The organism is Brevibacterium epidermidis NBRC 14811 (assembly GCF_001570805.1).
Classification (GTDB): Bacteria; Actinomycetota; Actinomycetes; order Actinomycetales; family Brevibacteriaceae; genus Brevibacterium; species Brevibacterium epidermidis.
This window is the reverse complement of record NZ_BCSJ01000015.1, coordinates 400837-414807: the sequence shown is the minus strand read 5'-3', so window position 1 is coordinate 414807 and position 13971 is coordinate 400837. Positions and strand designations below refer to the sequence as shown.

At 64.5% G+C, this 13971-nt stretch carries 16 protein-coding genes; all 16 read right to left on the bottom strand.

Features of this window, described 5'->3' with window-relative positions; translation table 11 throughout:
• Window positions 1-18: 18 nt before the first annotated feature.
• The 16 genes from dprA to BEP01S_RS12950 all read right to left on the bottom strand — a co-directional run bounded on the left by dprA (window position 19) and on the right by BEP01S_RS12950 (window position 13903).
• Window positions 19-1248, bottom strand: a complete 1230-nt coding sequence (gene dprA, locus BEP01S_RS13025) for a DNA-processing protein DprA (protein WP_062243920.1) — start codon at window positions 1246-1248, stop codon at window positions 19-21.
• On the bottom strand, window positions 1245-2852 hold the full coding sequence (locus BEP01S_RS13020; protein ID WP_083532710.1) for a YifB family Mg chelatase-like AAA ATPase: 1608 nt from the start codon (window positions 2850-2852) through the stop codon (window positions 1245-1247). Before BEP01S_RS13020 ends, dprA begins: the two co-directional genes overlap by 4 nt.
• The gene (locus BEP01S_RS13015; protein WP_082019002.1) at window positions 2849-3286 is read right to left on the bottom strand and encodes a YraN family protein; all 438 of its coding nucleotides are present in this window, start codon (window positions 3284-3286) and stop codon (window positions 2849-2851) included. Before BEP01S_RS13015 ends, BEP01S_RS13020 begins: the two co-directional genes overlap by 4 nt.
• 169 nt (window positions 3287-3455) lie before the next feature.
• Window positions 3456-3773, bottom strand: a complete 318-nt coding sequence (locus tag BEP01S_RS13010) for a DUF2469 domain-containing protein (RefSeq protein ID WP_039210963.1) — start codon at window positions 3771-3773, stop codon at window positions 3456-3458.
• The gene (rnhB, locus tag BEP01S_RS13005; protein WP_062243916.1) at window positions 3770-4576 is read right to left on the bottom strand and encodes a ribonuclease HII; all 807 of its coding nucleotides are present in this window, start codon (window positions 4574-4576) and stop codon (window positions 3770-3772) included. The genes BEP01S_RS13010 and rnhB overlap by 4 nt, the downstream gene beginning before the upstream one ends.
• A complete protein-coding gene (lepB, locus tag BEP01S_RS13000) occupies window positions 4576-5283 on the bottom strand; it encodes a signal peptidase I (RefSeq protein ID WP_039210967.1) in 708 nt (235 codons plus the stop codon). Before lepB (BEP01S_RS13000) ends, rnhB begins: the two co-directional genes overlap by 1 nt.
• A 160-nt stretch (window positions 5284-5443) precedes the next feature.
• Window positions 5444-6067, bottom strand: coding sequence for a signal peptidase I (lepB, locus tag BEP01S_RS12995; RefSeq protein ID WP_052240067.1), 624 nt, complete (start codon window positions 6065-6067; stop codon window positions 5444-5446).
• Window positions 6068-6098: 31 nt separating this feature from the next.
• Window positions 6099-6440 (bottom strand): 50S ribosomal protein L19, encoded by a 342-nt coding sequence (gene rplS, locus BEP01S_RS12990; protein ID WP_039210968.1) that lies wholly within the window; start codon window positions 6438-6440, stop codon window positions 6099-6101.
• Between the two features lie 173 nt (window positions 6441-6613).
• On the bottom strand, window positions 6614-7432 hold the full coding sequence (gene trmD / locus BEP01S_RS12985; RefSeq protein ID WP_039211266.1) for a tRNA (guanosine(37)-N1)-methyltransferase TrmD: 819 nt from the start codon (window positions 7430-7432) through the stop codon (window positions 6614-6616).
• A 56-nt stretch (window positions 7433-7488) separates the two neighbouring features.
• Window positions 7489-7989, bottom strand: coding sequence for a ribosome maturation factor RimM (gene rimM / locus BEP01S_RS12980; protein ID WP_039210971.1), 501 nt, complete (start codon window positions 7987-7989; stop codon window positions 7489-7491).
• Window positions 7990-8167: 178 nt separating this feature from the next.
• A complete protein-coding gene (locus BEP01S_RS12975) occupies window positions 8168-8398 on the bottom strand; it encodes an RNA-binding protein (RefSeq protein WP_039210974.1) in 231 nt (76 codons plus the stop codon).
• A 1-nt stretch (window position 8399) separates the two neighbouring features.
• A complete protein-coding gene (gene rpsP, locus BEP01S_RS12970) occupies window positions 8400-8843 on the bottom strand; it encodes a 30S ribosomal protein S16 (protein ID WP_039210975.1) in 444 nt (147 codons plus the stop codon).
• A 157-nt stretch (window positions 8844-9000) separates the two neighbouring features.
• Window positions 9001-10611, bottom strand: coding sequence for a signal recognition particle protein (gene ffh / locus BEP01S_RS12965; RefSeq protein WP_039211267.1), 1611 nt, complete (start codon window positions 10609-10611; stop codon window positions 9001-9003).
• Between the two features lie 157 nt (window positions 10612-10768).
• Complete coding sequence (locus BEP01S_RS12960; RefSeq protein ID WP_062243915.1) at window positions 10769-11989, bottom strand: ammonium transporter; 1221 nt, start codon at window positions 11987-11989, stop codon at window positions 10769-10771.
• A 209-nt stretch (window positions 11990-12198) separates the two neighbouring features.
• Complete coding sequence (gene ftsY / locus BEP01S_RS12955; protein WP_062243912.1) at window positions 12199-13341, bottom strand: signal recognition particle-docking protein FtsY; 1143 nt, start codon at window positions 13339-13341, stop codon at window positions 12199-12201.
• 160 nt (window positions 13342-13501) lie between these two features.
• Window positions 13502-13903: a hypothetical protein gene (locus tag BEP01S_RS12950; RefSeq protein ID WP_039210980.1), complete on the bottom strand. Its 402-nt coding sequence runs from the start codon at window positions 13901-13903 to the stop codon at window positions 13502-13504.
• Window positions 13904-13971: the final 68 nt, after the last annotated feature.

Sequence of the window (13971 nt, the reverse complement as noted above, 5' to 3'; positions counted from 1 at the left end):
ATACGTGGGCGGTCGGTCTCACCTGCGGGACTTGTGCAGCTTCACCCATCCCGTGTCGCGGCGTTCGGCCAATCCAGCCAGGTCGAGTGTGGTCAGGGAGTTGAGTGCATCGGCGATCGTCAGCCCTGCCCGGGAGGCGATGGTGCCGACGTCGAGCGGCTTCGATACGGTCAGCGCATTCAGGCAGATCTTCTCCCGCTCGTCGAGGACTTCACGGGGGTCGGGAGTCGACGAACGATTTCCGCTCTCCGACGCGGCACCTGCTGCGGCAGCATCGAACAGTGCCGGAGCGTCGTCGTCCATGAGCGCGATGACATCGTCGCTGCAGGTGACGAGTTCCGCTTCGTGTTCACGGACCAGCTTGTGGGTTCCGGTCGAGGACGCCGAATACACGGATCCGGGGAAGGCGGCGACCTGCCGGGAGAGTTCGAGGGCATGCCGGGCGGTGTTGAGTGCCCCGCTGCGCCAACCGGCTTCGACGATGACGCTGACCTGCGACGAGGCGGCGATGAGTCGGTTGCGCAGCAGGAACCGGTGACGCATCGGGGTCATCCCCGGTGCCGTTTCGGACACGATGGCACCGATGGTGAGTATCTGGTCGAACAGTTCGGCATTCGCCGCCGGGTAGAAGCGGTCGACTCCTCCGGCCATGAACGCCACCGTCGGTGCTTCGCGAGCGATGGCGGCACGGTGGGCGGCCGCGTCGATTCCGAACGCACCGCCGGAGACGACGGTGATTCCTCGAGCGGCAAGGTCCCACGCAAGGTCGGAGGCGCATTTGGTTCCGTAGCTGCTGGCTGCTCTGGCACCGACGACGGCAACAGCACGATTCAGCACAGTGCTGAGAGAAGCTTCTCCACGCACCCACAGACCCAGCGGTGCGGCGGGACCGAGGTCGTCGAGCATTCGGGGCCACTCCTCGTCCTCGGGAATGACCAGGCGCCCGCCTATTCTTGCGATCGTGTCCAGATCATTCCCTTGCGTCTCGGCTTCCCCGGCTCGCACCGCCCACCGGTCGATGGCCTCTGCCATCTGCCCGTGTTCGGCTGCCTCGGTGCCGGTGGTGGCCAGACCCTGCACGGCATCGTGAGCAGTTGTCTCACCACGACCAACGGCCATGATGATCGCCAGTGCGGCGACCGGCCCGATCCCATCGACGAGCCGCTTGAGCAGACCGTCCCCTGGCTCACCGATGCGCAGAAGTGAGGCGATGGCCGCGCGGACGTCCTCGTGTGTGTTCACGGTCATGACTCCTGGGTTCTCAGGGCGAGCGCCATTCTCATCGTGTCGGGATCGGGTCCGGGTTTCCCCGCCAGATCGGCCAGAGTGGTCGCAACGCGCAGCACTCTGTCGTAGCCGCGCATTGTGATCCGGCCGGTGTCGAGCGCCCGATCAAGATCGGAAAGGTCTGACGGTGTGAGGGCGAAGTGTTCGCGCAGCCAGGTTCCGGGTGCTTCGGCGTTGAGCTTCCAATCGCAGTCGGCAAAACGTTCGGCCTGTCGATTCCGTGCTTCGAGCACGCGGGCGGCCACCGTGGTGCTGGTTTCCTGGTCCCCACCGATCCGGAGGTCAGCCGGAGAGACCGGGAAGAGCTCGAGCTGCAGGTCAACTCGGTCGAGCAGCGGCCCGGACAGTCGATTGCGGTAGCGCCGTTTATCCAGGGGTGTGCATCGACAGTCCGCACCGGCCCCGGCCATTCCGACCCCGCAGGGGCAGGGGTTCGCGGCCATGATGAGCTGGAAGGAGGCAGGAAGCACCATCGATCCCCAGGCACGGTGGATATGGACGCGACGGGATTCCATCGGCTGTCGCAGAGCTTCGAGGACGTCGCGGGAGAATTCGGGGGCTTCGTCCATGAACAGCACCCCACGGTGAGCGCGACTGAGAACACCGACCGTTCCGGGGCGACGTCCGCCGATGAGCGCCGAGGCGGTGCTGCGGTGGTGAGGCGCCTCGAAAGGAGGCCGGTGATCGAGTCCCTCGCTGCCGTCGAGTTCCCCACGCAGGGACCGAACCGTGGCGACCTCCACGGCTTCGTCGTCCCCAAGTGGCGGCAGGATTCCCGGGAGACACTGGGCCAGCAGGGTCTTACCGGCTCCGGGTGTGCCGCGCATGAGCAGGTTGTGCCCGCCGGCGGCCGCGACCTCGAGACCGAACCGTCCTTCGGCTTGTCCTTGGACTTCGGAGAGGTCGTGGAGTTCCGGGGAGACGGGGACGGTGCGGTCCATTTCGAGGACTGCGGGCAGTGCGGGTACGGCCATCGAGCCCCCGTAGGCGTTGACAACTTCAGCCAGCGAGGCGACCGGGAGGACTCTTGCCCGTCCGATGAGCCGTGCCTCATCGGCATTGCCGATGGGGACGACGAAACGGTCGAAACCAGCCTGCAGCGCGGTGTGGAGGGAAGGAAGCACTCCGGTCACGGGGCGGATCCGGCCGTCGAGTCCGATCTCACCGCAGTGGATGACGTTGCCGGTGTCATCGTTGGTGATCAGCGACAGTGCTTTGAGCACGGCGACGGCGATGCCGAGGTCGAATCCGGTGCCGATCTTCGGCACTGTTCCTGGCGTGAGGTTGATGGTCAGGTGCTGTGTGGCGACGGGTTTCCCGAGGTAAGCCAGGGCCGCCCGAAGTCGCTTGCGTGATTCGCTCACCGAAGCGTCCGGCAATCCGACGATGTCGATTCCGGGCAGTCCGGCGCTGACGCTGGCTTCGATCGACACGATCTTCCCCGTCAGTCCCCAGAGTGCCACGGCGGAGGCCCGCCCGATGACATGTGCCGAGGATGCAGGTTCGGCCTCGTCGACATCGACCGGCTCCGGCGGTTCCTCCCGGCCCAGGGTCTTCTCGTTCATGAGTCGACCTGGATGTTCGGGCAGTGGAAGTACTGAACGCGCGGTTCCATGATGATTCCGAGCGCATCGATGCGGGTGGCGGGAAAGAATTCGTCCTGCCCGCTCAGCCAGATCCCCGCGAGCGTGCGGATGCGGGCGAGCTTCGTTCGGGTCACGGCCTCCAGCGGTGATCCCAGCATTGCGGTGCGACGCGTCTTGACCTCGACGAAGACCGCAGTGTCACCGTCGCGGGCGATGATGTCGAGCTCACCCCGAGCGCACCGGAAGTTGCGTTTGAGAACGACCAGACCGGCGTCTTCGAGGAACGCGGCGGCGAGGTCCTCTCCCCTGCTGCCGAGTGCCTGCTTGCGCAGGCCTTTGGCGGTCCTGGTGCTCTTCCCCGTGCGTGTCTGACCAGGTGCTCGTGCCCGACCGGGTGTTCGTGTCCGTCCCATGTCGCTCAGATGACCATGACGGCATGGCAGAGGGGAAGAGCAGAGAAACGGCCTGTGGAAGAGGCTTGCCCATCCACAGGCCGCTGACGCTCAAGTCAGAGTCTCGTCCACAGCGATCGACGCAGGAGTGCGGCCACCGCGGACGAGGCAAAGGACTGAGGAACCAGTCTCAGCCGCGGATCGCCGTCGGCGGTTCGAGATCGGACTTCGCGATCTCCTCGATGTTGACGTCCTTGAACGTCAGCACGTGCACGGTCTTGATGAACCGTGCCGTCCGGTAGCTGTCCCACACCCAGGCATCACGCAGGGTGAGTTCGAAGTACACGTCGCCGGCATCGTTGTGAGCTTTGAGGTCGACGTGGTTGGCGAGGTAGAACCGGCGTTCGGTCTCGACGACATAGGCGAAGAGCCCGACGACGTCCCGGTATTCCTTGTACAGCGCAAGCTCGAGTTGTGCTTCGTAGTCGTCAAGATCATCGGCACTCATGACAGGCCCTCCTTCGCTCCTGTGTCCGCGCTCAGGCGGAAGCTTCTCCGGTGGTGGATGCTGGGTCCGAGTTCGGTGATGCCCTGTCGGTGCTTCGCCGTCCCGTATCCCACGTTCGATTCCCAACCATAGTGCGGATAGGCCTCGGCGAGTGCGATCATCGTCTCGTCGCGTGCCACTTTCGCCACGATGCTCGCCGCTGCGATCGCCGGAACTGAGCCGTCGCCTTTGATCACGGTGCGCACCGGCGGCAGTTCGAGGTCGGCGCAGTCGCCGAATATCCCCAGGGTGTCGAGGGTGAGTGGGGCCGAAAGCCAATCGTGTCGACCGTCGAGGAGGACCATGGTCCGCTCTGGAAATTCCCTCACCGAGGCGGCTCCCCCACTCCCATCGGAACCGACGGAGCCCTCGGAACCGACCAGAGCGTCCCCAGCGGAACCTACCCCTGCCAATTCGCCGAGCATCGAGAGCATGGCGCGTCGTCCGGCAAGGTTGAGCGCCATCGTCATCCCCACCTCGTCGAGTTCGGCGGGGGTCGTCGACCCCACTGCCGCGGTGGCCGCCCACGATCGCACACGGTCGGTGGCGTCCTGCCTCGCCTGCGCGCTCAGCTGCTTCGAATCGTGGATGCCGGCGGGCACCTCGGCGGAGGTGAGGGCGCGCAGGTCGAACAGGGCGACACCTACGCTGACGGGTCCGGCCAGCGCACCGCGGCCCACCTCGTCGACGCCGATGACGAAGTCGAATCCCTCGCTGAGCAGTCCGCGTTCGACGCTGAGGTCGGTCAGTCCACGTGCGGCCATCAGTTCCCGGTGACTCCCGCCGGGGTGTCCGGCACGTCTGCGAAGACTTCGTCGGGGGTCGAGACCCAGCTGAAGTGCTTGAACGGCCAGTTGATGAGGAACACGGTGCCGACCACGTCGTCTTCGGACACATAGGGGTCCGTGTCCGTGTGGTACCGGGAGTCGGCGGAGTTGCTGCGGTTGTCGCCCATCACCCAGTAGTGGCCTTCGGGCACGGTGACTTCGAATTCGACCTCCGAGGGCGCCATGCCCTCATCGAGGTAGGTCTCATCGATCGGTTCGCCGTTGACCAGCAGACGCCCTTCGGCGTCGCAGCACTTGATCGTGTCACCGCCGACGCCGATGACACGTTTGATCAGCTGATTTCCCGAGTCCGAGGGTGCTAAGCCGATGAATTCGAGAACCGGGTTGGGTGTGTATTCGGCGGTCTCGGCAGCCGAGAGCCAATGGTCCGGGTCGTCGAAGACAATGATGTCGCCACGGTCGGCGGGTCCGAAACGGTGAGCCATCTGGTTGACGAGCACCCGGTCATCGACCTGGAGGGTGGTCATCATGGATTCGGACGGGATGTAGAAAGAGCGGACGACCCACGTCTTCAGCGCCGTCGAGATGAGCAGGGCGATGACGATGATCGCCACGGTCTCCAGCAGCCCGCGTGCAAACCGTTTCGAGGCGGGTGGCGGGGAAGCTTCGGATTCGCTTGTCATTCGTTCGCTTTCACATCGGACCAGGACTGCGGCTGTGGACTGAACCGAGCGTATCAGCACGACTCTTGCCCGACACTCAGCCGAAATGCAGTTCCGTGCGAACGCTCAGAACTCTTTGCAGACGCTCAGCAGACGACGATCAACCTCGCCGAGGCGGTGCTCAGTCGATCGAGGAACCGTGCCCGATCACGGGGCCGATGATCCGATCGGTGGGGATGAATCCCCCACCGGGCCGTCCCAGCAGGGACCGTGAATCGGCGGAGTCGTTGCGGTTGTCACCCATCACCCACATAGTTCCCTCGGGGACTTCGATGGAGAACTCCACCGCCGAGGCGGGGGTGGGCGCATAGTCTTCGTTCAGAGGTTTGCCGTTGAGCAGCAGACGCCCCTTCGCGTCGCAGCATTCGAGGGTGTCACCGCCGACGGCGATGACGCGTTTGACGTAGTACACGTCGCGGGGGCCGAGTCCGACCCAGGATCCGAGCTTCTGCAGAGGGGTGGGCAGCGCATCGTCGACGAATGATCCGCGACCGTCGAAGACGACGATGTCTCCGCGTTGGAGTTCTCCGCGCAGGGCATCGGGACGCCACACTGTGATCGAATCGTCGACCTGCAGGGTCGGCTCCATCGAGGCACTCGGAATGGTGAAGCGCTGGATGACGAATCCTCGGATCGATCCGCCGAGGACGATGATGACGACGACGATCGCCGCAATCGCCTTCCAGAACCGTGCCGAAGACAGAAGACGCGACCCGAAGGTCGCGTCTTCATGTCTGTTCGGCACCGTGTGATCATCTCCCACAGTGCCGGGCAAATCAGGCCTTTTCGCGGATGCGAGCAGCCTTGCCGCGCAGTTCGCGCAGGTAGTACAGCTTCGCGCGGCGCACGGCACCGCGGGTGAGGACCTCGATCTTGTCGACGTTGGGCGAGTGCACCGGGAAGGTACGCTCCACTCCGACGCCGAAGCTGATCTTACGAACGGTGAAGGTCTCGCGGACGCCGTCGCCCTGGCGACGGATGACGATTCCCTTGAAGACCTGGATACGCGAACGCGAACCTTCGATCACCTTGACGTGAACGTTGAGGGTGTCGCCCGCACGGAATTCGGGAACGTCAGACTTCAGCGAGGCTGCATCTACAACATCGAGCTTCTGCATTGTGGTTTCTCCTGTGGCCCCTGCTTCAGGTCGAGGACACGCATATCGGACCGGTGAACCGGTAGCTGGATCGTCTGTCGGGATCTCTCCCCGTCGACCCGCCGATTCGATACGACGGGCCACCGTGGGCACTCATCCCCCTGAAGCAGGTGAGTGCCAACAAACGCGACGCTCTATTCTGTCACGTTTGAGCGCTCAGACTCAAACCGTTCCAACGCCGCCCGGTCGTCTTTGCTCAGGTCATCGAGCTTCTCGAGCAGATCCGGCCTGACTTCGGCGGTGCGTTCGAGACGTCGGTCACGTCGCCAGCGCGCGATCGCTGCGTGGTTGCCGCTGAGCAGGATCTCCGGCACCTCACGTCCGCGCCAGTTCGCCGGCTTCGTATAGATGGGGTATTCGAGCAGTCCGTCCTCGTGGCTCTCCTCGGTCAGCGACTCAGGGTTGCCGATGACACCGGGGATGAGGCGGCTGACCGCTTCGATCATCACCATCGAGGCGACTTCACCGCCGTTGAGTACGTAGTCGCCGATGCTCATGGGCAGCAGCTCGAAGTGCTCTCCCGCCCAGTCGATGACGCGCTGGTCGATGCCTTCGTAGCGTCCGCAGGCGAAGACGAGATGGTCCCGTCCTGCGAGGTCTTCGGCGATGCGCTGGTCGAACACCTGCCCGGCAGGGCTGGGCACGATGAGCGTCGGTTTCGATCCGACCGCAGCATCATCGGTTCCGGCGCTGGGAAGACTATCTCCCTCTTCGGCGCCGCTGCCTCCGCCGAGGATGTGCTCAAGTGCCAGGGCCCAGGGCTCGGCCTTCATGACCATTCCCGCTCCCCCGCCGTAGGGCGAATCATCGACGGTGTTGTGCCGGTCGAAGGTGAAGTCACGCAGGTCGTGGACATTGAGGCTGAGCTGCCCGCGGTCGACGGCTTTGCCGATGAGCGAGAGCTGCAGACCGGCGAGGTATTCGGGGAAGATCGAGACGACGTCGATCGACATCTGTGGGCCGGCCGCCTCGGTGGGGGTGTCAGTGGAGGTCATCGGGGACGGTTCGCTCATTCGGCGTCGAAGAGGCCGGCGGGCGGGGTGACGTTGACGCGGCCTGCGTCGATGTCGACGTCGGGCACGATCTCGGTGACGAATGGGATGAGCACTTCGTGTCCTGCGGTGTGCCTCATGTGGAGCAGATCCTGGGCGGTGCCGTTGGTGACGTCGACGATCTCACCGACGAGGGCGTCGTTCTCATAGACCTTGAGTCCGATGAGGTCGTCGAGGTACCAAGCGTCGGAGTCGTCGTCTTCTTCGTCCGCTTCGGCGAGGATGAGGGTGTTGCGGATCTCCTCGGCGCGGTTGCGATCGGGTACCTCGTCGAAGGCCAGGAGCAGACGGTCGCGGTGCCACCTCGCGGACTTCAGCGTCAGCGGTCCGATATCGGGATCGGTGGCGAAGGTCGCTCCGGGGTTGAGCCGTTCATCGGGTCGGTCGGTGCGCACCTCGACGGTGAATTCGCCCTTGATTCCGTGCGGCTTGCCCAGCCGGGCGATCACCGTGTCCATACTGCTCCTCGAAGTCTGCTGTCGCTGTCTGTCCGGCCGATCAGGCATCCGGGTGACCTCGCTTGTGGTCAGCCGGCGGACCGCCGTGTTCTGGCACCAGTCTAGTCGGCGACGGTTAAGTGAATGCACGAGAGGGGATGCAGCGCATGTGCACTGCATCCCCTCTCGGATGTTGGAATTACGCCTCGATGAGGTCCACTCGCACCGACTCACGGCCGGCCAGCGAGTTCATCACTGTGCGCAGGGCCTTGGCGGTCCTGCCTGCACGGCCGATGACCCGGCCGAGGTCTTCGGGGTGAACCCGGACCTCGAGGGTCGTGCCGCGCTGCGAAGAACGCGAACGAACGGAGACGTCATCGGGATGATCGACGATTCCGCGGACCAGGTGTTCGAGCGAATCAGGCAACATCTCAGGCTTCAGCGCTTTCTTCAGCGGCCTCAGGTGCGGCTTCGGCTGCTTCCTCGGCCGGAGCCTCGTCAGCTTCAGCGGACTTGCCACCCTTCTGGGTGATGGCTTCCTTGATCACCGATTCGGCGTTGGGAGCCACGTAGGCTTCCTTCTCCGGCTGCGGCTTCACGGTGTTGACCGCTTCACCCTCGCCCTTGAACTTCTGCCAGTCACCGGTGAGCTTGAGCAGAGCAGTGACCTGCTCGCTGGGCTGAGCACCGACGGAGAGCCAGTACTGAGCGCGCTCGGAATCGATCTCGATGACCGACGGCTCACGGGTCGGGTGGTAGATGCCGATCTGCTCGATGGCCTTACCGTCGCGACGGGTCTTCGAATCAGCGACGACGACGCGGTAGAAGGGTGCACGGATCTTGCCCATGCGGGTCAGACGAATTTTGACTGCCACTTTAGTGGTGTCTCCTTTTGTGTTCTGTGTGCACAGCTGTACCAGAAGAATCGTGGGGTTGATCTGCTGGAAGCCGCGGCTCGGACTATCACTTCGGCGCGGATGAGAGGGCCCGGACCGAGAGCAAAAGTACAAGAGTCAATTGTGCCAGAAGGCTCTACTTCTTGCCACCTGGGAAGATTCCGCCGAAGCCCTTGGGCAGGTTCGCCGGATCGAATTCCTCGTCCTTGCCCAGATCGACTCCGCCGAAGGCCGAACCGACCGGGTCCTGCGTCTTGCCTGCCTTCTTGTCAGCCAGTGCCTGCGCTTCCTGCGCGCGCTTGGCCGGGTTGCCGGACTGACCGCCCTTGCGGCCCTTCTTCTTCCCTGCGGGTTTCTTCTTCTTTCCACCGCCCGCACCAGGCATTCCTCCCATTCCGGGCATCTGCGGCATTCCGCCGCCACCGGGCATTCCGGGCATTCCGCCGCCGCGGGTCATCGACCGCATCATCTTCTGCGCCTGGGTGAAGCGCTCCATGAGCTGGTTGACCGCGGTGACCGTGGTGCCGGCACCTTTGGCGATGCGGGCGCGACGGGAGCCGTTGAGGATCTTCGGGTTCGTGCGCTCCTGGGGTGTCATCGATCTCACAATCGCTTCGACCCGGTCGACCTCACGCTCGTCGAAGTTCGCCAGCTGCTCCTTGTACTGGCTCATACCGGGCATCATGCCCAGCATCTTCTTCATCGAGCCCATCTTCTTCAGGCCCGCCATCTGCGTGAGGAAGTCGTTGAGGTCGAAGTCCTCGCCGGCTTCGACCTTCTTCTTGAGCTTCTCGGTCTCTTTTTCGTCGAAGTTCTTCTCGGCCTGCTCGATGAGCGTCATGATGTCGCCCATGTCGAGGATCCGGTCGGCCATCCGGTCCGGATGGAACTGCTCGAAGTCCTTCATCGATTCGCCCGTCGAGGCGAACATGATCGGCTTTCCGGTCACCTCGGCGACGGACAGTGCGGCACCACCGCGGGAGTCACCGTCGAGCTTCGAGAGCACGACACCGGTGAAGTCGACGCCGTCGAGGAACGCCTCGGCCGTCTTCACCGCGTCCTGACCGATCATCGCGTCGATGACGAAGAGGACTTCGTCGGGGTTGACCGCGCTGCGGATGTCCGCGGCCTGCTGCATGAGCTCCTCGTCGATGCCGAGGCGACCGGCCGTATCGACGATGACGACGTCGTGGAGCTTGGACTTCGCGACCTCGATCGAGTCGGTGGCGACCTGGATCGGATCGCCGACGCCGTTGCCCGGTTCCGGGGCGTAGACCACAGCACCGGCACGTTCGCCGACGATCTGGAGCTGGTTGACGGCGTTGGGGCGCTGCAGGTCGGCCGCGACGAGCATCGGCCGGTGGCCCTCGGACTTCAGCCAGTGCGCGAGCTTTCCGGCCAGGGTGGTCTTACCTGCACCCTGGAGACCAGCGAGCATGATGACCGTCGGCGGCCGCTTGGCGAAGTTGAGACGGCGGGTCTGCCCGCCGAGGATGCCGACGAGTTCGTCGTTGACGATCTTGACGACCTGCTGGCCGGGATTGAGTGCGCCCGAGACCTCCTCGGACAGGGCGCGTTCACGGATCCGGCCGGTGAAGGCACGCACGACAGGCAGGGCGACGTCGGCGTCGAGCAGGGCACGTCTGATCTCACGGATGGTGGCATCGACGTCAGCTTCGGACAGCCGGCCCTTCCCGCGCAGATTCTTGAAAGTCGCGGTGAGCCTGTCGGACAGAGAGTTAAACACGTACAAGCCTTCTTCACGATGATTTGGTCGACTCTTAAGCCTAGCAACTCACCCGCGTCCGGCTGAAACCGTGCACGCTGGCAAAGCCCCGTGAACCCCCTCACCGAGGCGGCTCCCGCCCCACCCGTCGCCAGCGGTCAGCGGAAGTCGCCCGGCGTCACCGGAAGGTGTACGCCTGCTCCGCGTGCTCGAAGGCGTCGATCCCTTCGAGCTCGTCGCGGGGGTCGATCCGCAGCCCCATCGTCTTCCGCAGCACCAGCGAGATGGCCAGTGTGACGAGACCGGCGAAGACGATGGCCACGAGACAGGCGAGCACCTGTGCAACGAGGAGTTCGAGTCCGCCTCCGTAGAAGAGGCCGGCCGGTCCGTCTTCGTTCGGGAACGCGAAGAACCCGATCATCACGGTGCCGATGATTCCGGCGACGAGGTGGACGGCCACGACATCGAGCGCATCGTCATAGCGCAGACGGTTCTTCGCTTCGACGGCGAAGATCGCACCGGCGCCTGCCGCGATTCCGATGAGGATGGCCGCATAGGGATCGACGTTCGCACACGCCGGGGTGATCGCGACGAGGCCGGCGATCGCTCCCGAGACGCTGCCGATGCTGCTCGGTCGCGAGGCCCGCAGGCGTTCGATCATGATCCAGGTGATCATGCCGGCAGCAGGTGCTGCCAGCGTGTTGATCCAGATGAGTCCGCCCTGTTCGATGGTGGTGGCGGCACCGCCGTTGAACCCGAACCAGCCGAACCACAGCAGCGCAGCCCCGAGCACGGTGATCGGGATGTTGTGCGGCTTGTGCGGGGTCGAGAAGCGGGCACGACGACCCATGACGACGACGAGCACGAGGGCGGAGATGCCGGCATTGATGTGGACGACCGTGCCTCCGGCGAAGTCGATGGCCGGCCCGAACAGACTGCCGATCGCACCGGATTCGCTGAGCAGTCCGTCTCCCCAGACCATGAACGCCAGGGGGCAGTACACGAGGGTCACCCACGCGGCGGAGAAGACCAGCCAGGTGGAGAACTTCGCCCGGTCGGCGACCGCGCCGGCGATGAGGGCGATCGCGATCATCGCGAACGTCGAACCGTAGCCGATGGAGATCAGCGAGGCCGGGTCGTTCGCGACCGAGCCGGTGAGTCCGAGTTCGGACAGCGGGTTGCCGACGATTCCGGCGATCGAGTCACCGGAGCTCAGTCCGTAGCCGAAGAGGACCCAGACGAGTCCACCGACGGCCATCGCGGAGAAGACCATCATCATCATATTGATCGCCGAGGTGATCCGCGTCATTCCTCCGTAGAAGAACGCCACCCCGGGGGTCATGAGCAGCACCAACCCTGCGGCGACCATCATCCATACATTCACTGCATCGAGTTCCATGTCGTCTCTTTCGTGTCTCGGCCGGTTCCGAATCGAACCGGGCAGACACAGTCTGCATGACACATGTCACAGTGGTGAGTCGTCAATGTTTCCGGAATGTGACGAGCCTCGTCTCACCCTGCGAATATGCGGGTGAGACCAGGCTCGAAGAATGCGCGGGATCAGTTGCGCGACAATGCAGTCGGGACTGCTGAGCGTTCAATCAGCCCTCAGTCGAGCAGGGCGTCGACGAACCCTTCGGCGGTGAATGGCGCCAGGTCGTCCGCGCCTTCGCCGAGGCCGATGAGTTTGACCGGCACCCCGAGTTCACGCTGGACGGCAACGACGATTCCGCCCTTCGCTGTGCCGTCGAGCTTGGTGAGCACGATCCCGGTGATGTCGACCGCCTCGGCGAAGACCTTCGCCTGCTGCATGCCGTTCTGACCGGTGGTCGCATCGAGGACGAGGAGCACCTCGTCGATCTCGTGGCCCTCCCCCAGCGGTCGGGTGGCCACTCGTTTGACCTTGCCGAGTTCGTCCATGAGTCCGCGTTTGTTCTGCAGACGTCCGGCGGTGTCGATGAGGACGACGTCGGAACCGTCGGCCTGTCCCTTCTCGACGGCTGAGTAGGCCACCGAGGCGGGATCGGCGCCTTCTTCCTTGCGCACGGTTTCGACGCCGACACGTTCACCCCATGTGGCCAGCTGTTCGGCCGCGGCGGCGCGGAAGGTGTCCGCGGCGCCGAGCAGCACGGACTTGTCCTCAGCGACGAGCACGCGGGCGATCTTGCCCACCGTCGTCGTCTTCCCGGCACCGTTGACCCCGACGACGAGGATGACCGAGGGGTCGCCGTCCTTGCCGGTATCGGCGAGCGAGCGGTCCATGGTCGGATCGACGAGTTTGATGAGCTCTTCGCGCAGCAGCCCGCGGACCTCTTCGGGATCCCGGGTGCCGAGCACCTTGACGCGTTCGCGCAGGCGGTCGACGAGCTCGGTCGTCGGTTCGACCCCGACGTCGGCGAGGATGAGCGTATCCTCGATCTCCTCCCAGGCGGACTCGTCGAGATTGTCGCGGGAGAGCAGGTTGAGCAGTCCGCGCCCGAGCCCCGAGTTCGACTTCGCCAGGCGCTCGCGCAGGCGGACGAGGCGGCTGGCCGGTTCGGTGGGAACTTCGGAACCGCGCGCTTCGGCTTTGTCCTTCTCGACCGCCTCGGCGACGTCATCGATGCTCAGCTCACCGGTGACCTCCGCATCGATGCCGCGCTTGTCATCGAGGCCCTTCTTGCGCGCGTTGACGCGCAGGGAGATGCCCAGCGTGACGACGAGAGCGAACACGATCGCCGCGACGATGAGCAAGATGATCGGCTGATCCATGGTTCTTCCGTCCTCCTTTGAGTGCCGCCGTTCTGGCCATTGGCACTCGAGTTCCCGGACTCTTCCGGTGGTGTCAGTGTGTCGGTGAGCGCGCCGGAATCAGTCGGCGCGGTCTCCATTGTCGCGGGCCTCGACCACTCGAGGCCGCATGGGTCTCAGGTCAGGATCCGCGGCTGCCGAAGAGCAGCCCGGCGGTGGTCTTCCACCCTGTTCCCGACTCGGGGATCTTCCAGTGGCGGGTGCGCGGGCGGACCGTGATGAGCGAGGGCGCGGCATGGCGTCGGGGCTGCGGCCGGAGCACATAGGAGTGATCGCGGATCGCGGTCACCGCCGCCTGTTCCCTGGTCGCTAGGTGCGAGGTGCCGTCATCATGGCCGAAGAATTCGTGGACTTCGTCGTCGTAGCCGGTCCACTCGGGCGGCAGACGGAATCGCTGCACGTCGGAGGAGTATCGCAGGCGTCCTTCGGCGCGCAGGCCGGGCAGAGCCACGAGAAGGACGACGACGAGTGCCAGGGCGAAGGAGATCGCGAGTCCGACGATGATGACAAGTACCGAATTCATGCCCTCGAGCCACCTCGCAGTACAGCAGCCTCGGCCATGGACGTCCCGCTCCTCACGTTCTTCGAATA

Bases quoted from the DNA above. Each gene is read 5' to 3' on its own strand.
- dprA (WP_062243920.1), bottom strand. From the start codon at position 1,248: ATGACCGTGAACACACACGAGGACGTCCGCGCGGCCATCGCCTCACTT.
- BEP01S_RS13020 (WP_083532710.1), bottom strand. From the start codon at position 2,852: ATGAACGAGAAGACCCTGGGCCGGGAGGAACCGCCGGAGCCGGTCGAT.
- BEP01S_RS13015 (WP_082019002.1), bottom strand. From the start codon at position 3,286: ATGGGACGGACACGAACACCCGGTCGGGCACGAGCACCTGGTCAGACA.
- BEP01S_RS13010 (WP_039210963.1), bottom strand. From the start codon at position 3,773: ATGAGTGCCGATGATCTTGACGACTACGAAGCACAACTCGAGCTTGCG.
- rnhB (WP_062243916.1), bottom strand. From the start codon at position 4,576: ATGGCCGCACGTGGACTGACCGACCTCAGCGTCGAACGCGGACTGCTC.
- lepB (WP_039210967.1), bottom strand. From the start codon at position 5,283: ATGACAAGCGAATCCGAAGCTTCCCCGCCACCCGCCTCGAAACGGTTT.
- rplS (WP_039210968.1), bottom strand. From the start codon at position 6,440: ATGCAGAAGCTCGATGTTGTAGATGCAGCCTCGCTGAAGTCTGACGTT.
- trmD (WP_039211266.1), bottom strand. From the start codon at position 7,432: ATGTCGATCGACGTCGTCTCGATCTTCCCCGAATACCTCGCCGGTCTG.
- rimM (WP_039210971.1), bottom strand. From the start codon at position 7,989: ATGGACACGGTGATCGCCCGGCTGGGCAAGCCGCACGGAATCAAGGGC.
- BEP01S_RS12975 (WP_039210974.1), bottom strand. From the start codon at position 8,398: ATGTTGCCTGATTCGCTCGAACACCTGGTCCGCGGAATCGTCGATCAT.
- BEP01S_RS12960 (WP_062243915.1), bottom strand. From the start codon at position 11,989: ATGGAACTCGATGCAGTGAATGTATGGATGATGGTCGCCGCAGGGTTG.
- ftsY (WP_062243912.1), bottom strand. From the start codon at position 13,341: ATGGATCAGCCGATCATCTTGCTCATCGTCGCGGCGATCGTGTTCGCT.
- BEP01S_RS12950 (WP_039210980.1), bottom strand. From the start codon at position 13,903: ATGAATTCGGTACTTGTCATCATCGTCGGACTCGCGATCTCCTTCGCC.